The organism is Allofrancisella inopinata (assembly GCF_012222965.1).
GTDB lineage: Bacteria > Pseudomonadota > Gammaproteobacteria > Francisellales > Francisellaceae > Francisella > Francisella inopinata.
The window spans coordinates 226,145-248,140 of record NZ_CP038241.1 but is presented as its reverse complement, the minus strand read 5'-3'; the positions used below and the strand labels follow the sequence as shown (position 1 = coordinate 248,140).

Below are 21,996 nucleotides of genomic sequence, written 5' to 3'. Positions count from 1 at the left end.
TTCAACCTTTTTGCCAGTATAAAAATAAGTAAAATACTTGATCAATTTATTTCTGATACATTAGTATTTTACTAGTAATTCAAGTAGTTATTTAGCTTCAGAAACCATATTTAATCACATCAGATACTATCTAATATTTTTTGTTCATTAATCCTAAAAAAAGTAGTTAAAATTAAATATTGCTAATCTATAGAATAAAAGCTACTATACATGGTTGTTACTTAACCTATAAATTACCTTTATGCATACCGAATCACATCTACCAAAGAGAAAGTTTTTAATAATTATAGCTTGGATCATCTGTCTAATTGCAACTTTAAATTATAGCTATGATTTCTTTATTAGAGCTGCCCCTGGGGTAATGTCGCATAGCTTAGCAGATGCCTTTAATATCAATGGTGCAAAAATAGGTTGGTTGTCGTCAGCTTATTTTATTTCGTATACTTTAATGCAAATTCCAGCAGGAGTTATAATAGATAAATATAATCGCAAGACTGTAATAGGTGTGGCTACTGGTCTATGTGTGTTAGGTAATTATTTATTTTCTGCTACAAACTATTATGAGGTTGCCTTCACAGGTAGAATACTAATGGGAATTGGTTCAGCATTTGGATTTATTGGTGCTGCTAAAATGGCTGCTATGTGGTTACCTCAAAGATTTTTCTCAACATTTATTAGTTTTACAACTATTGTAGGAATTTTAGGAGGCTTAGTAACTGACACTGTATTATCTACTTTAGTAGATAATTTCGGGTGGAGACAAGGTAATAATGTATTTACCTATTTTGGAGTAGTACTCTTTATACTAATAATTATTTTTATAAAAGATAACCCTAAGCATGTACAAAAGTTCTCTCACATTAATGAAAGTAGCTTCAAACAAGCTACGTTGAGGTTACTAAGTATCTTGACTAATGTCAGATTTTGGGTTGCTAGTACAGTAGGAGCTATTATGTTTATGCCCATAAATGTTTTAGGCTCACTTTGGGGAGTTAGTTTTATCCAAACAAAACTGAATATACCAGAAGTTACAGCCTCTCATATTAATAGTTTTTTATTTATAGGTGCAGCAGTCGGATTTGGTATCTTTGGAATAATTGCAGCTTATACTAATCGGTTTAGACTAATGCTTATTATTAGTCTTTCAAGCTTAGCTATTCTTACAAGTATATTAATGTATATACCTCTTGATAGAAATACCTTTATACTCTTATATTTTTTATTAGGTGCTATGGTTGGTCCTCAAGCAATTACTTTCACTATAGCTAAAGTTATATCACCGCCAGGGGCTTCTGGATCAAGCACAGCTTGTGTAAATATAGTTAATAACCTCATACCTATAGTACTATTACCAACAATAGGCTATATTCTATCAAGATATGGATCTAAGATACCAAGCTCGAACCTTTATGATATTACAAGCTACCAGCATGCTTTTATAACTATCTTAGTACCTACAATAATATGTCTACCAGTAGCTATGTTTCTACCCAAGAGAATTAAAATTTAAATTATCATAAGGTCATCAGGATAAGGATTTAAATAACTTTGTTTATTCAAATAAGGCAATTTAAGTTCCAATAAATACATCTTAATGATACTTACTGGAACATCCCAAGCTACTTTGTTATCTTTGTACTTATTAAGAATTTCTTGTAAATACTGGCGTTGTGATTTAGAAACTTTTTTATTTATTTCTCTTAAAACATTCTGTAAAGCCATATAATGAGCTCCTCTTCCTACAGGCTTATCTATAGCTTGCATAAAAACTTCCATATACTTACTCTTAAGTGTCTGTAGATCTAAGCTTTGTGAGCAATCCGACAACATATTGCCTAACTCTTTTTTTAACTTATTGTTATATAAACGTAACAAAACTTTATGTTTTGAGTGGTACTCCATCATTTGTGCTATATTTTCACAATTCATAAAAGTAGTTTTAAGATCATAGTAACAAAACACCCTTCTCAAGAAGTGATCACGTAACGTTTTATCTGTAAGTCTACCATCATCTTCTAAAGGTAATAATGGATCATATTCTCGTAATGCTCTAACAAATATACCATCTGCCTTAGTCCCAGTATAGTTATGCTGCGCGTCAAAAACTCTTGCTGTTTGAACTCCACAGCTTGGAGATTTTGTTCGTAGAATAAATCCATAAACAGTATCCAGTTTAGAGATTATTTGCTCAATGCCTAAATTAATTTCATCAGTTATATCATTATGCGTTTTACTAGTTTTTACAGCTAAAAAATTTTTTGTAGTATCTTCGACTAAAAACAAAGTAGGCCTGGGCACACCTAAACCTGCTGTAACCTCTGGACAGACTACTTTATAATCAAAATAGTTTGCATAAATGCCTGTTATATACGATTTATGACAGTTACCGCCATTAAAACGAACGTTATTACCAATTAAACAACTACTAACACCTATAGGGATTTTTCTCATTTAAAGCTCGATTATAAAAAACATTTTACCTCTAATTATAAGGTAACTAGTTAGATTTAATAAAGAACTATGTATAAGAAGTTGCTATTTCTAAAATTTCCTCTAATCTTTTTTCTGTATCAGCCATAACTAAAATCATAACTTTATTATTAAGATCAAGGTTGCCTATGCATGTTATTACCACACCTTCACTATCACCATATTTGTAATCAATCTCGTTTGACTTAAGATACTTATGATAATCTTTTATAGTAGCACCTTTTGGCACAATAACATTATTATGTCCTATCCAAGGCTTATGCTCACCTTCACGCAATTCGTACGCAAGAAAACCAGCGTATATTGCTCCAGTTTGACGCGCGTTAACCTCCAAAATATAAGGTACAATTTTACCATCTATATTTCTAATCAAAAGATCAACTCCAATGATACCTCTAACTCCCATATCTCTGAGTATTTCTGTCATCTGGTCACAAATTGCAATAACAGCTGGTTCATCACTAAATTTTGATTTATATTTATTACCCAAATGTGTTTGGCCATCTAACATTTGATCGCTAAGCCCTAGACATATATCATCTTCTCTTTTATCTGCTATACAAACCTGAAATGCCGGTGAGCCAACATTATCTAACCAAGGGTCTAGCATAAAAACTTCTACGTTTTCCATTAATTTTAAGATATCTCTTAATTCTTTTTCACTCCCAAAACGGTGAATACCATACCCTGAACATGCTTGAGGTATAACTACAGCACACTCATAAATACCCTCACTTTCATATCTACAATATATTTCTAAGGCTTTCTTGACATAGTCTTCGCTTATTGTCGAAATTATATCTACACCAGGTACTAATATACCTTTTTGATCTAACAACTGCCGTAAAAAAGACTTATCATTCAAAAATTGTGATAAAGACTCTGAAAGACCATAATGTTTTTTATATTTTATACCTAGCAACTCTATTGCTGCTGCTGAGGTAAATGGCACGATATGTGTGTAGCTAGGATCGCTAAATTCTGGAATTTGGTTAGCGTAATTCATAACTAAAGTAGATAGTCTATAATAATCTGTAGTTTTATCTATAAAAATAAAATTACTCATATTTATATAACTTAAACCTATATCTGCGAAATATTCTATAACCTGCTTAACCTCTGACTTAGCATTTTTGGACAAAATTATCTTATGGTCTTTTGCTAGTAGACAGACAGTACGGGTAGCATATTTATTTACAAAAGAACTTACCAAATCTGCACCATGTATATCTGTTGTATTAGGTATATGGATAGCTTTTTGCCCCCAAATTCTTTCAGCTATCTTATTTGTAGTTTTGTTTATCATACATGAAATCCCTTTTTTGGTTGTAACAAGTCATAAGCATCAACCAAAGCTTTAGCAAATGCTTCTACTATTAATTGCAGCTTACTGTTATCTACTGTTAACTCTGCAATATTGTAATTGTCATTATCTGTAGTGATAACTGATAATAAATCTTTAGGAATGTCTACACATACTGTATTAAGTTCACTCACAAGGTAATGTGCAACTAAATGCTCTGCTAAGATATAAGGTCTATCGTACTCTACGACTATGCCTTTACTCTGTAACTCTACAGTTAGTGTGTTTAGTAATTCTTTAGATGCAAAAATACCATTAGCATGATCACCAGTAAAAAGTTCCGTTACCCTTTTTACTCCTTCTTTATGACTGTTCTTATATAGGTTTATGTATTCTAGAAGATTATCAGGATTCTCTTTTACTGCTTCTGAGTAATATTCTTGTTTTAAGTTTGGGGAATAACTTGACATAGTATGTAACTCTATTGATAAAGCATTATAACTCTTTGCTACAGCAACTACATGACATAATTTAGCCATATAATCATTGTATAGTTTAACTAGAGAGTTTTTTAGTTCCGGGTGTTTACTGTAATCAATAATGTTTCTTAAACAGTTAGGATAAAGCCTATTTGCATCCAAAACTGAACGAGGAAAGGAAGGCTCTAATACCAAAGTGTTTAAACCATAAGTGTTATAGAGTTTTTCTGCAATAGCGTGACTAAGCGGTTGAGCTCCAAAATCATACTCTATTGATAAAAAATCAGTAAGATCTCGTATATTTAGTTTAACCAACTCTGCTATAACTGGATAATCATACTTAATAAAATCCTTACCTATCTCAGCATGCGGACAAGTTATTAGTAAATCAAATTTGAGATTTTTCTGAGTGTAAAAATATAAAGTAGCACAATCGTAATACTTAATGCAAAAAGGTTCTTTTGTTAATTTATTTATTTGACTCATTAGACTACTACAAAAACACCATTTTGTATTATTATTGCTACAGTAGTTAATTATAACAACTATAAAACTAATAATAAAATTTAAAATTCTTTATAATAATTAATAACTAAGACGTATATGATAAATTTAAAGCCATGTCCACTAATAACAAAAGAGAAAGTTCAATATTAGGTTTTTTAGCAATATCTTTTGCTAGTTTCTTCATGATACTAATGCTAGTTATATCGCTGCTTGGGTTTTATCAAATCAAATATCAAAATGACGCTTTTGCTGATGATCAGTTAAAAATTACTGCTCAAATAATAGAAACAATATTACATAAATACCCTATAGATAAACAAAAAAATTATTCTAAAAACATCTTGGATGATATCTCTAAATCATTTATAGATATTAAAAGTTATAGTGAAAACATAGGATTTACAATTTATGATCGAAAGAAGAAAAAAATTATTCTAAAAACAAGTAATCTTCCTATTTTTAAAAAAGGCTATCGAGATATCTCTTTGACTGTTGGTTATGAATGGCTATATACAAATAAAAACGAAAAACACCAATGGTATACTTATACACTAGAAGCAGATGATAACAGGTATTTTATTACAGTTTTTGCAAGCCACCATGTGAAAGATCAAATAACTCGACAAGCATTTCTTAGACTTACATTATTATCTATTATAACTTATATAGCCTTGATTATTTTTACTTATTATATACTACACATAGCTTTACAACCGTTAAAACGTATAAATAATAACGTCTCGAAAATTAATCCGCGTAAAAATGAAAAACTTCAAGAAAACATCGTTCCCCATGAGATAAAATCTGTTATAGAACAAATAAATTCTCTGATTGAAAAGTTTCATCAAACCATTGAAAGAGAGAAAAAATTCTCTGGAGATGCTGCTCATGAGCTTAAAACACCTATTTCTGGCATTAAAACTTTAGTAGAAATAGCTTTAGCCTCAGATGATATTAGCGAAATCAAACAAAAACTAAGAAGAATCAGAAACTCTGCAGACAGGTATTCACACATAATAGATCAATTACTTATACTAAGTAGAATCCAACCCGATGAGCAAGTAATATTTGCAAAGAAACTACTCGTTAATAAAGTTTTAGAAACTTTTATCGCTGAAAGCGCAATCAAAGCTATAGAGAAAAATATTGAAATATCTTTTTACCCATGCGAACAAGAGCTTTACTGTTATAGCAATGAGTATCTTTTAGGCATCTTATTCAAAAACTTACTATCAAATGCCATAAAATATACTAAAAACGGTGGTCACGTAGAAATAAGATCCTTTGAAAAAAATTCTAACGTTATAATTGAGGTCAAAGATAATGGTATAGGTGTACCTCCAGAAAATATAGATAGAATATTTGATAGGTTCTATCGAGAAGTTGGCACTGGTGAGGAAGGTAGTGGCCTAGGTTTAGCTATAGTTACAGAAATAATACGTCTCCATCAAGGTAAAATATATGCTAAAAACAATACTGACCAGCAAGGACTAACTGTAATAGTTGAAATACCTGTCCGTGATAAACTAGAAAATTAAAGTTATTTTTCTAACTACAAAACCTAACTGCCCTGCTATTAGAATCTTAATACTTTTACAACTAGTATGGGACGTTGCACGCTGGAATTAGATGGGTGGTAACAAGGCAAAAATATTCGAAAAAGCGCAGTTTACATGTAGTAAATGAGCATTTTGAGAATGTTTTTAACACAGTTAGAAACATATAATTTTAGTTTGCAACACTTCCAGTATTTACTAATACACTTATATATTTTATACATTCTGTATGAAAATTCTAAAACCTTAAAGGTGGCTGATTCTACTGTGATAAGATTGATAATTTAGCAAACATATATAAAATACTAATCAATCTGGTTTCATAATAGGGCTTTGGTAAACTGGAATTAAACGATGTTGATAACAAGGTAAAAATGTTCGAAGAGTATAGTTTATACATAGTAGATGAGCATTTTGAGAATATTTTTGACACAGTTAGAACCATATAGTTTTAGATTACAACCATTTCTAAGGAAAAGGTCTTTCCCTATATGAACCACATTATAAACACTAGTTTTAATACCAATTCCAACACAAATTGGTGCATTTATCACAAAGGAGTTTATGATTAATTTAAATTTTTGATGTGCAGGCAATAGCAGTGGCTATTGGCAAATATCAAAGGATTAAATTAGGTATGAAATACAAAGTTAGAAAGTACTAATATGTGTTGGAATTGGTATAAGTTAATAATTAATCTTAGCAATAAAAACAAAGGTGGTAACTTTTATGCACTGGATTGAAATTCTCTCAAGAGTCCAATTTGCTTTTACAATTAGCTTTCATATACTATTTCCAGCATTTAGTGTCGGTCTATCAACCTTTTTGATGATTTTTGAACTGCTGTGGCTTATAACTAAAAAAGACAAATATCTATCTATCGTCAAATTCTGGACAAAAATATTTGCTCTAACATTTGGTATGGGTGTAGTATCTGGAATAGTTATGGAATTTCAGCTAGGTGCTAATTGGGCAGGGTTTGCTCAAAAGGTAGGTCCTGTTTTAGGATCTTTATTTACCTATGAAGTCCTAACAGCATTTTTTATAGAAGCAGGCGCTTTAGGTATTATGATATTTGGTTGGGGAAAGATTAATAAATACATCCATTTTTTAGCTAATTTTACTATATTTATAGGTGTTACTTTATCAGCTTTTTGGATCTTATCAGCAAACTCTTGGATGCAAACTCCTGATGGTGTGAGATTTGTAAATGGACAATTTGAAGTTTACAGCTGGTATCATGTGATATTTAATCCATCTGTTATACCCAGGTATATTCATATGCTTCTAGCATCCTATCTAAGTACAGCTGCAGTAATATTAGGTGTAAGCTCATACTATATACTTAAAAATAAATTTCATTCTTTTGCTAAAACCTGTATCAAATTTTCTGCAGTATCTATTTTAATACTTAGTATAAGTCAACTATTAGTTGGGGATGAGGTTGGTTTAAAAGTTTATGAGAATCAACCTCTTAAGACTGCTGCTATGGAAGGGATATGGTATACGCAAAAAGGAGCTCCTTTGGTTTTATTTGCATATCCAAGCGAGAATAAAGAAAAAAACCTATTTTCTATAGAGGTGCCTAAACTTGCTTCTCTTATTAATACTCACAAATTAGATGGTGAAATGATCGGTTTAAAATCTGTAGTGGAAAAAGATAGACCTCTAGTGCCAGCTGTGTTTTTTAGTTTCAGAATTATGGTTGGCATTGGGGTACTACTAATTTTAATAGGTCTACTAGCAACTATATTTCTATTTAAAGATAAAATCTATACTCAAAAATGGTTCTTAAAGTTTTGTACTATAATCTCTCCTCTTGGTTTTATCGCAATTATTACTGGATGGTTTACTGCTGAGTTTGGGCGGCAACCATGGGTTGTTTATGGGATCCTTAGAACGCAATATTCTGTAAGTGACATTAGCTTTTGGCAAGTATTAGGTTCTCTATTATCAATAGTCATTGTTTACTTTATAATTTTTGGATACTTCTACTGTAAATATTTATTTAAAATCATTAAAAATGGTCCTAGTATAACTGAACAAGAACGTATGCCCTATTCATACTTTCAATCAGTTGAAAAGCATATTAGCGATGAGGAGTAAGTTATGGATTTAGGATTAATTTGGTTATTCATAATCGCTTTGGGGTTATTATTGTATGTAATCTTAGATGGTTTTGCACTAGGGATAGGAGCTCTTTTTCCTTTTTTGTCACAAAAGCAAAGAGATATCGCTATAAGTGTATTATTACCAACTTGGGATGGCAATCAAACCTGGTTAGTTTTTTCTTTAGCTTGCTTTTATGGCATGTTTCCTATTGCTTTTGCATATATCTTTCCGAAAATATATTTATCAGCCACTCTTCTAGTAGTAATGCTGCTTTTCAGAGGTATCTGTTTTGAATTTAGACTAAAATCTTCCATTTCAGGAGTCAAAAACTGGGATTATTTGTTTTTTATTTCATCTTTAATTGCTGCATTTTTACAAGGTTATATAGTCGGAGACCTTATTATAGGTTATCCTCAAAATAATATCATTAGCAGTATAAGCTTTGGAACTATCACAGGTTTAACACTAATGGTAGGCTATATGCTCTTAGGCGCTACGCGATTAATTTTGAAAACAGAAGATGAACTATTAGCAAAGGCAAAATCATTAGCAAAAAAGCTAGCCTTTTGCTTAATTATTTTAATGTTTTTAATAGGAGTAACAACTCCTTTTTATACTACTCTACCTTTAAGTAACACTTATAAAATTATAACTTTAATGCTCTTTTTTATATTAACGATTGTTGGTTTTATTTTCCTGTTCAAAAACATTGATAGTAAATATCATGCTCTACCTTATTGGATTACAGTTACAATATTTGTATTTACTTATGCTAGTATGCTGACTCTTATCTTCCCTTATATTATACCGTATAACATAACTTACATAGAAGCGCAAGCTAGTGATGCCACCCTTTTATTTACTCTAATACCTGCAGCCGTTATGATCCCTTTATTACTTTTATATACTAGTTACGCTTATTATGTATTTAGAGGTAAAACTAAAGAAAAAATTAGCTATTAATCTAAGCTAATATCTTTGAACAAACTGCTTATAAAGCTTTACCTTATAACTATATATTTAGCTGCTTCCTCTGGCGTAATTACTCCTGTTTTAAGAAGGCTTTCGATACTTTGTTCCATAGTCGACATGCCCTTAGATGTACCAGTCTGCAAAGCGGTATAGATCTGGGGAAGCTTGTTTTCTTTGATCATATTTCTAATACCAGAATTAGACACTAGCACTTCATAAGCTGCAACACGGCCACCACCTTTACGTTTAAGTAATCTTTGAGAAATAACTAATTGTAAAGATTCCGCCAACATATTTCTAACAAGTTCTTGCTCAGCTGGTGGAAATACTGATATAACCCTATCTACTGTTTTTATTGCAGACATTGTATGTAAAGTACCTAAGACTAAATGTCCTGTTTCAGCTGCTTCTAAAGCTAAACGGATAGTTTCTAGATCTCGCATCTCACCAACAAGTATACAATCTGGATCCTCTCTAAGTGCCGACTTTAGAGCTGCATTAAAGCTTTTTGTATCTCTTTTGACTTCACGTTGGTTTATCAATGCTCTTTGGCTAACATGTACAAATTCTACTGGATCTTCAATAGTCAGAATATGAGCCTCTTCATTGTGGTTTATCTCATTGACTAAAGCCGCTAATGTACTACTTTTACCAGATCCCGTGGGGCCTGTTACTAAAATTAAACCACCTCTTTTTGCTTGAACTTCTTTGAGTACCTTTGGAGCTCCAAACTGATCAAGTGTTGGGATAGTATTTTCTAAACGGCGTAACACAGCCCCATAACCACGATTATGAAAAAAAGCGTTTACCCTAAATCTAGCATCATTTTCTTTATCATCTATTGAAAAATCACACTCATAGGTATCTATCAGCTCATTTTTTTGATCATCTGTCATTATTTCCAACAGCATTTGAGAGATCATTTTGTCATTAAGGGTAGGCGATGACTCTATATCTATCAAGTCACCATCTACTCTGTATTTGGCCTTACAACCAGATGATAAATGTAAATCAGAAGCTTTCTTTTGCACGCAGAGAGTAAGAAGTTTTTTTATCATATTTATTTATAATTGTGGAATTAGTAATAGTATATAAACTTTATCATTCTTAAAGAATAAAAAAAATAGAAAAACAATAAACTCATAAATACAACAAGTACACAGCTGCCAAGTTATATCACGAAAACTAAGTTTTCAAAACTCTAAATATGGTCATGTTTTATACCAATTTCAACATAAATTGGTGCATTTATCACAAAGGAGTTTATGACTAATTTAAGTTTTTGATGTGCAGGCAATAGCAGTGGCTATTGGCAAATATTAAAGGATTAAATTAGGTATGAAATACAAAGTTAGAAAGTAAGGGGCTGTTGCAAGCTGGAATTAGATGGGTGGTAACAAGGCAAAAATATTCGAAAAAGCGCAGTTTACATGTAGTAAATGAGCATTTTGAGAATGTTTTTAACACAGTTAGAAACATATAATTTTAGTTTGCAACACTCCCAGTAATAATATGTGTTGGAAGTAGTATTATTACTTTCTCTAATGCTCTTTTAAAGAAATTAACCTTTCTATCATTTGTGACATACCTATTAAAAATTCTTCGCACTCGTTAATATTCTTACCAACTGTTTCTTCAATTGGTCCAGAGACACTTAGAATATCTTTGCGAAATAGCTCTATAGTTTCTTCTGTACCTATATAAATAGCCTCATATAAACATTTAGCTGCAAGTAAGCATTTTGAGTGAATTGAAATCATATTATCGACATCATGAAGAATTGCTGCTCGAATTTTAGGATATAAGACTTCAAAGTCATAAAGAATTTCTAAAGGGTAAGTAAACGAATCTTCAACAGTTGTCATATTTCTGATATCAAAAAGTCGAATAGCCGTTTCATATTGCTCAATTAACTTTTTTTCCATAAAATCTTCAAGCGTGATTTTATGCATAAAATTATTACTTTTTGGTTTCCTTGTAGGATTAATAGGTGCATTCATATATTGAACACAGTAATAGTCGTATATAATATGACATTGTGCTGAGTGTATAAAAATTTTCTGTTTTTCAAATTCTTCTTCAAATACCTTATTTATTAGCAAAGAATGTTGCGACCATAACTCCCAGTGCATAAGTTTAAAAGCAAAGTTTTCTTTTTTATTCATAGCTAAAAGATATAAACTCTTTGGGGGGAGGTATTAAAATTATATAGAGAGTTTAAAGAAAGACAAAAATTTTCTAGCTAAATAATTTTTTAAAAAAATTAGCCATTTTTGCAAAGATACAGCCTGATTCTGTATCACAAGAGCTAGCAGAGCTTGCTGGAGTTTTATCCATCATATCTTTAAGTACTGTCTGCAAAATACCACCATTTTTTAGATAATCGACATCCACATCAGCATCTAGTCTAGCTAAAGCCTCAAATGTTGTTGTATGCGCAGTACTTGGATGTACAGCTTCTACTACAACTCTTTGACGTGGTTTAATATCATTTAATTTTTTAATATTAAACATCTCCGTACCATCTAAACCTAAAGTTTTAGCATTTTGACCATCTACATATTCAAGTGGTAAAACCCCCATGCCAACTAGATTTGAGCGATGAATTCTCTCGTAGCTTTCTGCTATAACTGCTTTTACCCCTAATAGGAACGTACCTTTAGCAGCCCAGTCACGAGATGAACCTGTACCATACTCTTTCCCAGCTAATATTACTAGTGGTATACCTTTTTCTTTATATTTCATCGCAGCGTCAAACACATACTGTTTAGAACCATCTAAATGATACTTAGTAAAGCCGCCTTCTACACCGTCTAGCAATAAGTTACGGATACGGATATTTGCAAAAGTACCTCTCATCATAACTTCATGATTACCACGACGTGAACCATAAGAGTTAAAATCCTTTTTGTCTACTCCATGTGATTTCAGGTATTGACCTGCTGGGTATTCTTCCGGAATATTACCTGCTGGTGATATATGGTCTGTAGTAACAGAGTCACCTAGCATTAAAAGAGTTCTAGCACCTTTAATATCTAAATCATCATTACCTTCGGCAAAGTTCTCAAAAAAATTAGGACATTGGATATAAGTGGATGATTTATCAAACTCATATAGTTTACCTGTAGGTACCTGAAGCTCTTGCCAATCTTTTGTGCCATTAAGCACCGTGGCATATGCTTTTTCAAACATATCAGAGTTAACCACATCTGCTTGTATAGATGCAATCTCTTCTGTAGTCGGCCAAATATCAGCTAAAAACACATCTTTACCATCAGCATCTTGACCAATAGGGTCTTCTACTGGATCAAAGTCTACTGTACCTGCTAAAGCGTATGCAACTACATGTATAGGTGAGGCTAAATAGTTAGCTTTAACATGTGGATTTATACGACCTTCAAAATTACGGTTCCCTGAACTTACAGAAGCTACAACCAAGTCATCTTGGTTTATAGCATTAACAACAGGTTCATCTAATGGACCTGAGTTACCAATACAAGTTGTACAACCATAACCAACTAGATTAAAGCCTAAGTTTTCAAGCTCTGGTAATAAACTAGCTTTTTCAAGGTATTGAGTAACAACTTGAGATCCTGGAGCTAATGATGTTTTTACAAATGGTTTAACTTTTAGACCTTTTTCATTTGCTTTTTTCGCTAGCAATCCTGCACCTAAAAGCAGTGATGGGTTAGAAGTATTAGTACAAGAAGTAATAGCTGCTATAGCAAGTGAACCATGAGTTATAGTTTCAGCTAAACCTTTTACTTCAGTAGCTTTTTGTAATTTTTCTTCAGTTAGCCCGAAACCATGTAAACCTTGCTCATGTATTAAAGCTTCTCTAAAAGCTTTTTTCATGTCATGGAAAGCCACTCTATCTTGAGGTCTCTTAGGACCTGCAAGATTAGACTCCACATCTGATAAATTTATCTCAACTATACTAGAATATTCAGGCTCTTCAGCTGGGTTTTCTCTAAACAAAAGTTGCTCTTTGTACATTTGACGAGCCACATCAACAAGCTCACTACGGTTAGTGTTGTTAAAAAAGTCTAAAGTTACTTCGTCAACTGGGAAGAAGCCTATTGTAGCACCGTATTCAGGAGCCATATTTGCAAGTGTGGCTCTATCTGGTAGAGATAAACCTTCTAACCCTTCACCGTAATATTCTACAAACTTACCTACTACACCATGTTTTCTAAGCACTTCGGTAACCTTAAGTACCAAATCAGTAGCGGTAACACCAGTTTTTAGTTTGCCAGTAAGCTTAACCCCCACCACATCTGGTAGTACCATATAGTATGGTTGACCAAGCATAACAGCTTCAGCTTCAATACCACCAACACCCCAACCTACTACACCAACACCATTGATCATAGTAGTATGTGAGTCTGTTCCAACTAACGTATCAGGGTAGATCACAGCTTCACCATCAATAATTTTAACTAAAGCACCTTTTGCAAGGTACTCTAGGTTAACTTGGTGAATAATACCCATTCCTGGTGGTACCACAACGAAATCATTAAACGCTGTTTGTGCCCACTTAAGTAAACTGTATCTTTCACCATTTCTTTCAAACTCTTTAGCTACGTTTTGAGCTAAAGCTGTCTTTGTACCGTAAAAATCTACTTGTACTGAATGGTCAATAACCATTGCTGTATCTACAAGAGGATTAATTTTATCAGCATCACCACCTGCATCTTTGATAGCCTTTCTCATCGCAGCTAAATCAACTACTGCTGGTACACCTGTGAAATCTTGCATGACCACTCTAGCTGGCATATGGGGAATCTCTGGCCTAGACTCTGCTTTTGCAGCCCAATCTAAAACCTTATGCAGGTCATATTCTTTTACTTTATAACCATCTATATTCCTTAACTGGTTTTCAAGTAACACCCTGATTGAGTAAGGAAGACGAGAGATATCTTTGTCTAGCTCTTGACCAAGTTTCTTTAAGCTATATAGCGAATATTTTTTGCCTTTATCCTCTATTTGTAGCTTAGTGATATTTTTAATATCAGACATGCCTTTTAACCTCCGTAGATACTAATTAATTTTTGTAAAATACGAGTATATTTTAACCTGTTAATAAAGGTTTGTATATAAATAAAGATTTTCATAGCTCACATTGTTTTTTCAATATTTTAAAGACTAATTTTTTAGACGAAAATACTATTAGTTTGTATATACTTACATGCAACCTATTAAAAATTCCCTTACATTATCAAATTCACCCTATGCAAAACTATATTACTAAACTTTATAATTTCAACTTATGATAAAACTACTATATATTAACGTCTTCACGTAGAGGGTAGAAAAATTATGAAAATCAGTTTGTATACAGGTCAAGAATCTGTAATATCTCATAAAGAGCCTAAAATCATTGACATGCCCGGTATCACCATGTGCTACGGATTAGTAATAATAAATGGAGACAAAGAGATTTCCTATTTTTATCATGTGGCTTCTGGAAAGTTTCAACCTAAACAAAATTTTAGTGACTTCATGAAACTAACTGATGAAAATGATTTGTTAGAAATAATCATAAATTATGATCCAAATTGTAACAGCTCTAATGATGTCAAAGAGACTACACAAGAGATTCTCGGATCAATAATTAAAATACATGGTTATATTCGTTCAACTATCGTTAATTGCAGTGATTTAATTTACAATGAGAAAGGACAAATCATGCAAAAAGGCTCTATGTTAAGCCCCAACAGACATGCCTCTGTTATTGAAACATTAATAGAACGAGGTTTATATGTTCCTAATATCAACACAATAATCCAAAATCACTATCAGGGCAACCCTTTGTTAAAAAAACAACCTAATAAAACACAAAATCACGACGATCATAAATCAGTCAAAAAGCCTTGGTGGAAAATTTGTTGTGACTAAAAATACTCCATTCTGAAACTAACTGATAGAAAAAGCCGGTTCAAATTAATACGTATCTGTCAGATCAAAGTTGAAATCTTATATTTTCAATAATGACAAATCCAACTTACCCTTCTTAAATGGCGGACACCAAAGATAATTAGTTTCAATAATTTTAGAAAACTTAAACACTCCGTCTAATACACCATCACCCCCACCAAGCATATTCCACATTTGTAGATTAAAAGATCTAAATGATGGAGCAAAACCTGAAAACATAAACCCACCATTTAAGTGATCATCCGACCATGGCATAGATTTTCTAAGGATTTGAGCTTCTGGGGAAAAGTTTTCTTTTGCTGATCTTTTGACGTGAGCAAAATCTTTTAAATTTTCAAATTGATGTGAATCAACTAATGACCTCCCAACACACTCTTCTTTTTCAGATTGACTTACACTATCTAACCAATCAAAATCATGTAGCCATTGTTGCAGGACCCAAAAGCTTGAACCTTCTAATTTACCATCTGAGACTATTGAAGCAGGCACAACCTCATCGCCTTTAGGGTTTTCTATACCATCTTCAAACCCTCCTAAATCATACTTGCCACGATACGTGAAACTTGATACTACTTTCTTAAGCTTGAAAAAGTCTTTAAGTGCTTTTCTAATGGCTATCGCATGATGAAACAATTCTCCTCTATCATCTACCCTTAACCACAATACTAAATCATGTCCACTATGGTCTGACATTTTATCGCTGTCAAACGCAGCTTTTTGAAAGTCTAAATCTTTAGGTAAATCAAATTTAACTAAAAGCTCATTACCAAAACCAGCAACTATAGATTGACCATCAACAAATTTTTGTAAAATTTTCAAACCGAACCCAACATCACTACCAGAATTTAGATCAAACATCATAAATAACGCTGATGAAGGAAGTCTATCTACAATCCCTAATTGATACTTAAGTATCTCCACAATATTACCTTATAAATAATCCCTATTTACCGGTATAATATAAATAACAACCCAAAAACGCTACAATCAATGATAAAAAAACAAGCTTTTTATTTTTTAATAATAGGTGCTCTAGCTTCTTTAGTAAACTTTATACTGGTTTTTATAATTGTACATTTAAATATTACTAAACCACTTATTGCTAACTTTTTTGCTTATTTAATAGCTTTTAATGTGAGTTATTTTGGTCACAGGTACCTGACATTTTCCACAACTACACAGTCCCATACAAGAGCCGCTTCACAATTTTTTATAAATGCTCTGATAGGGCTAGCTTTAAATGAAGGAATATATTCTGTACTTTTACATATTTTTCATATTCAATATTTAATTGCTTTATTTATAACTATGCTGCTTGTTGCAATCTATACTTTTATTGTAAGTAAATTTTTAATCTTTAAAGCCTAAACCCAGAAGGACAAAGACCCTCTTATGTCTAACATAAATAGTCAAATTAGCATATACATTCATTTCCCTTGGTGTGTCCGTAAGTGTCCTTATTGTGACTTTAATTCACATGCTATCAAAGATGACTTATATCTATCTGAAAGCTACTACAAAAAACTCTTAGCTGATTTTGAGTACCATATAAACGATATCCAAAATAGAGAGATTATTAGTATATTTATTGGAGGTGGTACACCTTCTTTATTTAAGCCAAAATATCTAAGCAAAGTTTTAGAGCATATCAAATCGCACTCAAAACTAAGTCAAAATTGTGAAATAACTCTTGAAATGAATCCTGGAACTGTTGAAAGAGGCTCTATACAGAGCTATCAAGAGATAGGAATAAATAGAATATCTTTAGGCGTGCAAAGCTTTCAGGATAATAAACTCAAAGCTTTAGGTAGAATCCATAATTGTGCAAATGTATACTCTACTATAGAGGAAATTCATCAATCTAAAATTACTAATTTTAATATTGATATAATGCATGGCTTACCCGACCAAAGTATAGATGAGGGTATATTTGACATATCTCAAGCTATAGCTATGCAACCCACACATATTTCCTGGTATCAGCTAACTATAGAACCAAATACACTATTTGCAGCAAAACCTCCTATACTCCCAAATGAAACAACTTTAGAGCAAATAGAAATATCAGGTAAAAAATTACTAGATCAAGCTGGTTTTAAGCAATATGAAGTTTCAGCTTATACAAGAAATGGTTTAAATTCTATTCATAACACTAACTACTGGGGGTTTGGTGACTATATCGGTATAGGTGCAGGGGCACATAGTAAGATTACAAACCTTCAAACAAAACAAATTCAACGTATTTGGAAACATAAACACCCTAAGATATACACACAGGCTGACAGTTTTATAAAAGGACAAAGCATAATTTCAAAAGATGATTTAATATATGAATTTATGTTAAATGCACTAAGGTTAAAAAATGGTTTTGATCTTAAAACCTTTGAACAACAAACTTTTTTAAATAAGAACGATATTGAAAATATATTACAGCTTGGGGTTAATAAAGGTTTATTAGAATCCTCTAATAACCATGTTAAGCCAACAAATAAAGGATATTTATTTTTAAATGATTGTATCAACCTATTTGCCTAATCAAACTTTCTAGCATTTTAAAATAGATTTCTCCTCAATTACAATCTAAAATATAATTTTTAAAAAATATTTATTATTTTGAGTAAACTTATGGAAAGTTTTTTTAATCTTAAAGCAAATAACACATCTGTAAAGAAAGAATTTTTAGCGGGTCTAGCTTCTTTTCTAGCTATATCTTACATTATAGTTGTTAATCCTAAAATACTTGCTACTACTGGTATGCCAACTAATGCTTTGGTTACCAGCACGGTTTTAATATCTGTTATCGCAAGTATCGCTATGGGATTGTTTACACGCAACCCTTTTGTAATAGCTCCTGGCATGGGAATGAATATATTTTTCGCTTTTACGGCTGTAAAGGTATATCATTTACCATGGCAAACGGTTTTAGGTGCGACTTTTTGGTCTGGAATCATTTTCAGCTTACTTGTGATTCTTAATGTCAGAACTAAAATAATGCTTAGTTTGCCAAAATCCATTAAACAATCATTAGGTGCCGGTATAGGACTATTTATAGCTTATATTGGGCTTATCAATAGTGGCTTTATAACTAGTAATTCCGGTATGCTTGCTCTAGCTGATTTAAGTGTTCGTAGTGAATTATTTCTAGTTTGCTTAGTAACTCTAATAGTTTTATTCATAAAGAAAATACCTGCTCCGATAGTTATCGTTATAGTGTTTGGCTATATATTAGCTCTACCTCTAGAATACTTTTCTTCTGAGAAAATAATTACTCTACCAAACCAATTTGTAGCTCTACCAGACTTTTCATTGCTTGGACAAATTGATTTTGTTAACGGTCTTAAGTTTGCAATTTTACCGACTATTTTTACTTTTTGTTTTTTAAGTTTATTTGATGGTACTGGGACCATATCTAGTTTGTATAGCAGTATGGATAAAGAACATGACCACAAAGATAAAGAATTAAAGAAAACTTTTCTTGTTGATGCTGCTAGTGCAACAGCGGCAGGATTTATTGGTAGCAGTCCTTCTACTGTCGTTGTAGAATCAGGTGTAGGTATAGCTCAGGGTGGACGTACAGGGCTAACAGCAATATTTGCTGGGATAATGTTTTTGCCATTTCTATTTTTATCACCTGTAATAACTTCTATACCGTTGGAGGTAGTTTCACCAGCATTAGTTCTAATAGGAATAATGATGATGCAACAAGTAGCCAAGGTTGACTGGAATGATTTCGTTCAAGCAACCCCAGCTTTTTTCACAATTTTACTAATGACTTTATCTTCATCAATCTCTACAGGTATTGCTTCTGGAATTTTAGTTTGGTTTTTAGTCTCTCTATTTTGCAATAAAAAAGAATTAAATATTACAGCAAATATTATTACTATCTTCTGCTTGATAATGTTTTTACATGCTATGAATGTGTTTTAAACGTGTTTGTTTAGCCCCACCTTTCTTCATACTCTTTTTTATTCCACCCTGTTCTAACATAGTTACCATCAACTACTAGTGGCCTTTTAAACAATAGAGCATCTGTTACTAAAAGCTTAAATGCTTCTTCTTCTGATAGCTTGACAAATTTTTCTTTTAGATTCATTTCTGCAAAAAGTTTGCCATTTGAGTTAAATAAATCAATAATTTCAAAATTGCCTAAATTTTTAATTTGTTGCATTTCTTGCCAAGTAGGCTTCTCTTTTCTTAAATTTACATATTCAACTTTTTTACCCTTTTCCTCAAAAAACTTAAGCGCATTTCTTACACTTGTACAATTATTAATTCCAAAAACTTTTATCATATTCTTCCTCCTACTCAAAAAATATTTCACCTGATTTATATGCCTGTAAAATGATATCTAACTCTTTTTTGGTAACCTTATTAGATAGCTTAGGCAGATTATCCATATCAAAAAACTTAACTTCATTAACTTCAAAATTAGGATTATTCTCACCGCCAATTATTTCCGCTAGAAACACTATACTATAAACGTTATAGATTTCACTTTGAATATGCTTATTGCGGTCCATCAAAGCCAAAAGTTTCGTTACTTTTATATCAAATCCAGTCTCTTCTTTAACTTCTTTTATACAAGTTTCAACTGGGGATAAATCTATATCACACCAGCCCCCTGGTATTGTCCATTCACCTGGAGTATCAACATCTTGTGCCATTAAGAGTTTATTATTTTCAAAAATAACAACTCGTACTCCCGGTTGAGGCGTTGGATAATATATATCTCGATAAATATTATACGGTTGTACATCAGAGTTAATATACTCATGGAGCATTTTTGTACTTAAATCTAACAGCTCATGGTAATTATCCAAAGCATAGGGGCATTTTGAGTAGGTCACCCCAGTATGTGATATTGCCTGGACTTTTTTTATAAATTCAAAAATCTTGTCTTTCATCTACTAACTATCTCAACCAACTGTAAATTTTTATGTTATAACTAATCCTTAATCAACATCATTTTTTGTGGATTAATGGTAATTGTATTCATACATAAAGTTACTTTTATTCTAATAACTAAGAGGGTCAAAAAACTTTTGAAATTAGCAATAAAAAGCAAAATTCATGGGTTTGAGTTAGTATTTCTTAATCTCTGCAATCTTAGCTTTCCAAATTTTAGGCCCCTGCTGGTGTGCAGATACTCCTAATGAATCAACAGCAACTGTAACTGGCATATCTTCTACTTCAAACTCATATATCGCTTCCATCCCAAGATCTTCAAAAGCCACAACTTTCGCTTTTTTAATAGATTTTGAAATCAAATAAGCCGCTCCACCTACTCCCATAAAATAAATTGCTTTATTCTTTTTGATAGAATCAATAGTTGCCTGACCACGCTCAGATTTACCAATCATTCCCATAATACCAGCTTTTTCTAACATAAATGGAGTAAATTTGTCCATACGTGTAGCTGTTGTTGGACCAGCTGGACCTACAACTTCATCACTCACAGGATCAACGGGTCCCACATAGTAGATAAACTTATTTTTTAGGCTTACTGGAAATTCTTGGCCAGCTTCATACATGTCTTGCAAACGCTTATGAGCAGCATCACGCCCTGTCAATATTTTACCACTTAAAAGCACATTATCACCTGATCTTAAATCTTCAATTTGCTCTTTAGTTACAGTATCTAAATTTATTCTCTTAACGTCCATGTTTTGAGCTTGCTCTATCACAGGCCAATCTTCAAGTTTAGGTGCTGGCAGATCTACTGCCCCAGAACCATCTAAAACAAAATGCACATGGCGAGTAGCAGCACAGTTTGGAATAAGAGCTACAGGTTTACAAGCAGCATGTGTTGGGTATTCTTTTATCTTAACGTCAAGCACCGTAGTTAAACCACCTAATCCTTGAGCTCCTATACCTAGTGCATTTACTCGATTATAAATATCTAATCTTAGCTGCTCGGTTTCATTTTGCGGACCATTTTTTATTATATCTTGCATGTTTATTTCTTCACCAAGAGACTCTTTTGCAAGAAGCATAGCTTTTTCTGCAGTACCACCAATACCTATACCAATTATACCAGGAGGACACCAGCCTGCTCCCATAGTTGGTAGCATCTCCTCCACCCAATCAATAATACTATCACTAGGATTTAATACTTTAAATTTAGATTTAAATTCTGATCCACCGCCTTTTGCAGCAATATCAATTTCTATTTTATCACCATGTACCATATCAATATGAACTATCGCTGGTGTGTTATCTTTGGTATTTTTTCTAGCTCCGTGTGGTGGAAAAACCATAGAAGCTCTAAGAGGATTATGTTCATCAGCATAACCACGACGCACACCTTCATTTACAAGCTCTGTAATAGTTCTATCTGTTTTATCAAGCTTAGCATCCATACCAACTTTAACAAAAGCACATACCATCCCTGTATCTTGACAGATAGGACGCTTACCAATAGCCGACATTCTCGAATTTATAAGTATTTGAGCCATAGCGTCTTTAGCTGGCTTAGACTCCTCATGCTGGTAAGCTTCATACATAGCATCAACAAAATCTTTCGGATGGTAATAAGAAATATATTGCAATGCTTCTGCAACACTATTGATCAGATCTTCTGCTTTTATGATAGCCATTTTAAATAAAACCTCTTAATTAAAAATGAAATTTTTCGATATTA

Annotated in this window: 18 protein-coding genes; 8 read left to right on the top strand and 10 right to left on the bottom strand. The window is 32.4% G+C overall.

All coding sequences use genetic code 11. From position 1 onward, the window contains the following. Nucleotides 1–241 precede the first annotated feature (241 nt). A complete protein-coding gene (locus E4K63_RS01125) occupies nucleotides 242–1,510 on the top strand; it encodes an MFS transporter (RefSeq protein ID WP_133941486.1) in 1,269 nt (422 codons plus the stop codon). On the opposite strand, the gene E4K63_RS01120 is transcribed toward E4K63_RS01125, so the two are convergent. From E4K63_RS01120 to E4K63_RS01110, 3 genes are all read right to left on the bottom strand, one after another. Further along, complete coding sequence (locus E4K63_RS01120) at nucleotides 1,507–2,451, bottom strand: YbgA family protein (protein WP_133941484.1); 945 nt, start codon at nucleotides 2,449–2,451, stop codon at nucleotides 1,507–1,509. The two genes, E4K63_RS01125 and E4K63_RS01120, sit on opposite strands and share 4 nt — an antisense overlap. 67 nt (nucleotides 2,452–2,518) lie before the next feature. After that, nucleotides 2,519–3,796, bottom strand: a complete 1,278-nt coding sequence (locus tag E4K63_RS01115; protein WP_166666894.1) for an ATP-grasp domain-containing protein — start codon at nucleotides 3,794–3,796, stop codon at nucleotides 2,519–2,521. Next, nucleotides 3,793–4,758 carry a hypothetical protein gene (locus tag E4K63_RS01110; RefSeq protein ID WP_133941482.1) on the bottom strand — a complete coding sequence of 322 codons (966 nt, stop codon included), beginning with the start codon at nucleotides 4,756–4,758 and terminating at the stop codon, nucleotides 3,793–3,795. The genes E4K63_RS01115 and E4K63_RS01110 overlap by 4 nt, the downstream gene beginning before the upstream one ends. Nucleotides 4,759–4,892: 134 nt before the next feature. Here E4K63_RS01110 and E4K63_RS01105 point away from each other — a divergent pair, with 134 nt between their 5' ends. From E4K63_RS01105 to E4K63_RS01095, 3 genes are all read left to right on the top strand, one after another. After that, nucleotides 4,893–6,317 carry a sensor histidine kinase gene (locus E4K63_RS01105; RefSeq protein ID WP_133941480.1) on the top strand — a complete coding sequence of 475 codons (1,425 nt, stop codon included), beginning with the start codon at nucleotides 4,893–4,895 and terminating at the stop codon, nucleotides 6,315–6,317. A gap of 747 nt (nucleotides 6,318–7,064) precedes the next feature. Continuing rightward, on the top strand, nucleotides 7,065–8,441 hold the full coding sequence (locus tag E4K63_RS01100) for a cytochrome ubiquinol oxidase subunit I (RefSeq protein WP_133941478.1): 1,377 nt from the start codon (nucleotides 7,065–7,067) through the stop codon (nucleotides 8,439–8,441). A gap of 3 nt (nucleotides 8,442–8,444) precedes the next feature. Continuing rightward, a complete protein-coding gene (locus E4K63_RS01095) occupies nucleotides 8,445–9,410 on the top strand; it encodes a cytochrome d ubiquinol oxidase subunit II (RefSeq protein ID WP_133941476.1) in 966 nt (321 codons plus the stop codon). A gap of 38 nt (nucleotides 9,411–9,448) precedes the next feature. Here the strand turns inward: E4K63_RS01095 and E4K63_RS01090 are convergent, their stop codons facing one another. The 3 genes from E4K63_RS01090 to acnA all read right to left on the bottom strand — a co-directional run bounded on the left by E4K63_RS01090 (nucleotide 9,449) and on the right by acnA (nucleotide 14,438). Further along, nucleotides 9,449–10,477: a type IV pilus twitching motility protein PilT gene (locus E4K63_RS01090; RefSeq protein ID WP_133941474.1), complete on the bottom strand. Its 1,029-nt coding sequence runs from the start codon at nucleotides 10,475–10,477 to the stop codon at nucleotides 9,449–9,451. A gap of 483 nt (nucleotides 10,478–10,960) precedes the next feature. Continuing rightward, nucleotides 10,961–11,371, bottom strand: a complete 411-nt coding sequence (locus E4K63_RS01085) for a hypothetical protein (RefSeq protein WP_133941472.1) — start codon at nucleotides 11,369–11,371, stop codon at nucleotides 10,961–10,963. 286 nt (nucleotides 11,372–11,657) lie between these two features. After that, entirely contained in the window at nucleotides 11,658–14,438 is a 2,781-nt protein-coding gene (gene acnA, locus E4K63_RS01080) for an aconitate hydratase AcnA (RefSeq protein ID WP_133941470.1), read from the bottom strand. Between the two features lie 300 nt (nucleotides 14,439–14,738). Between acnA and E4K63_RS01075 the strand changes: the two genes are divergently transcribed. Next, complete coding sequence (locus tag E4K63_RS01075; RefSeq protein ID WP_133941468.1) at nucleotides 14,739–15,317, top strand: hypothetical protein; 579 nt, start codon at nucleotides 14,739–14,741, stop codon at nucleotides 15,315–15,317. Nucleotides 15,318–15,395: 78 nt separating this feature from the next. On the opposite strand, the gene E4K63_RS01070 is transcribed toward E4K63_RS01075, so the two are convergent. Next, nucleotides 15,396–16,277 carry a Dyp-type peroxidase gene (locus E4K63_RS01070; RefSeq protein WP_133941466.1) on the bottom strand — a complete coding sequence of 294 codons (882 nt, stop codon included), beginning with the start codon at nucleotides 16,275–16,277 and terminating at the stop codon, nucleotides 15,396–15,398. A 69-nt stretch (nucleotides 16,278–16,346) separates the two neighbouring features. On the opposite strand from E4K63_RS01070, the gene E4K63_RS01065 reads away from it, so the two are divergent. The 3 genes from E4K63_RS01065 (at nucleotide 16,347) to E4K63_RS01055 (ending at nucleotide 19,283) form a co-directional block, all read left to right on the top strand. Beyond that, the gene (locus E4K63_RS01065; protein WP_133941464.1) at nucleotides 16,347–16,724 is read left to right on the top strand and encodes a GtrA family protein; all 378 of its coding nucleotides are present in this window, start codon (nucleotides 16,347–16,349) and stop codon (nucleotides 16,722–16,724) included. A 24-nt stretch (nucleotides 16,725–16,748) separates the two neighbouring features. Further along, a complete protein-coding gene (gene hemW, locus E4K63_RS01060) occupies nucleotides 16,749–17,891 on the top strand; it encodes a radical SAM family heme chaperone HemW (RefSeq protein ID WP_133941463.1) in 1,143 nt (380 codons plus the stop codon). Between the two features lie 75 nt (nucleotides 17,892–17,966). Beyond that, nucleotides 17,967–19,283, top strand: a complete 1,317-nt coding sequence (locus E4K63_RS01055) for an NCS2 family permease (RefSeq protein ID WP_133941461.1) — start codon at nucleotides 17,967–17,969, stop codon at nucleotides 19,281–19,283. A 10-nt stretch (nucleotides 19,284–19,293) separates the two neighbouring features. On the opposite strand, the gene E4K63_RS01050 is transcribed toward E4K63_RS01055, so the two are convergent. The 3 genes from E4K63_RS01050 to E4K63_RS01040 all read right to left on the bottom strand — a co-directional run bounded on the left by E4K63_RS01050 (nucleotide 19,294) and on the right by E4K63_RS01040 (nucleotide 21,952). Next, a complete protein-coding gene (locus E4K63_RS01050) occupies nucleotides 19,294–19,647 on the bottom strand; it encodes an arsenate reductase family protein (protein WP_133941459.1) in 354 nt (117 codons plus the stop codon). A 10-nt stretch (nucleotides 19,648–19,657) separates the two neighbouring features. After that, a complete protein-coding gene (locus tag E4K63_RS01045) occupies nucleotides 19,658–20,260 on the bottom strand; it encodes an NUDIX hydrolase N-terminal domain-containing protein (protein ID WP_133941457.1) in 603 nt (200 codons plus the stop codon). A gap of 177 nt (nucleotides 20,261–20,437) precedes the next feature. After that, nucleotides 20,438–21,952 (bottom strand): fumarate hydratase, encoded by a 1,515-nt coding sequence (locus E4K63_RS01040; protein ID WP_133941455.1) that lies wholly within the window; start codon nucleotides 21,950–21,952, stop codon nucleotides 20,438–20,440. Nucleotides 21,953–21,996: the final 44 nt, after the last annotated feature.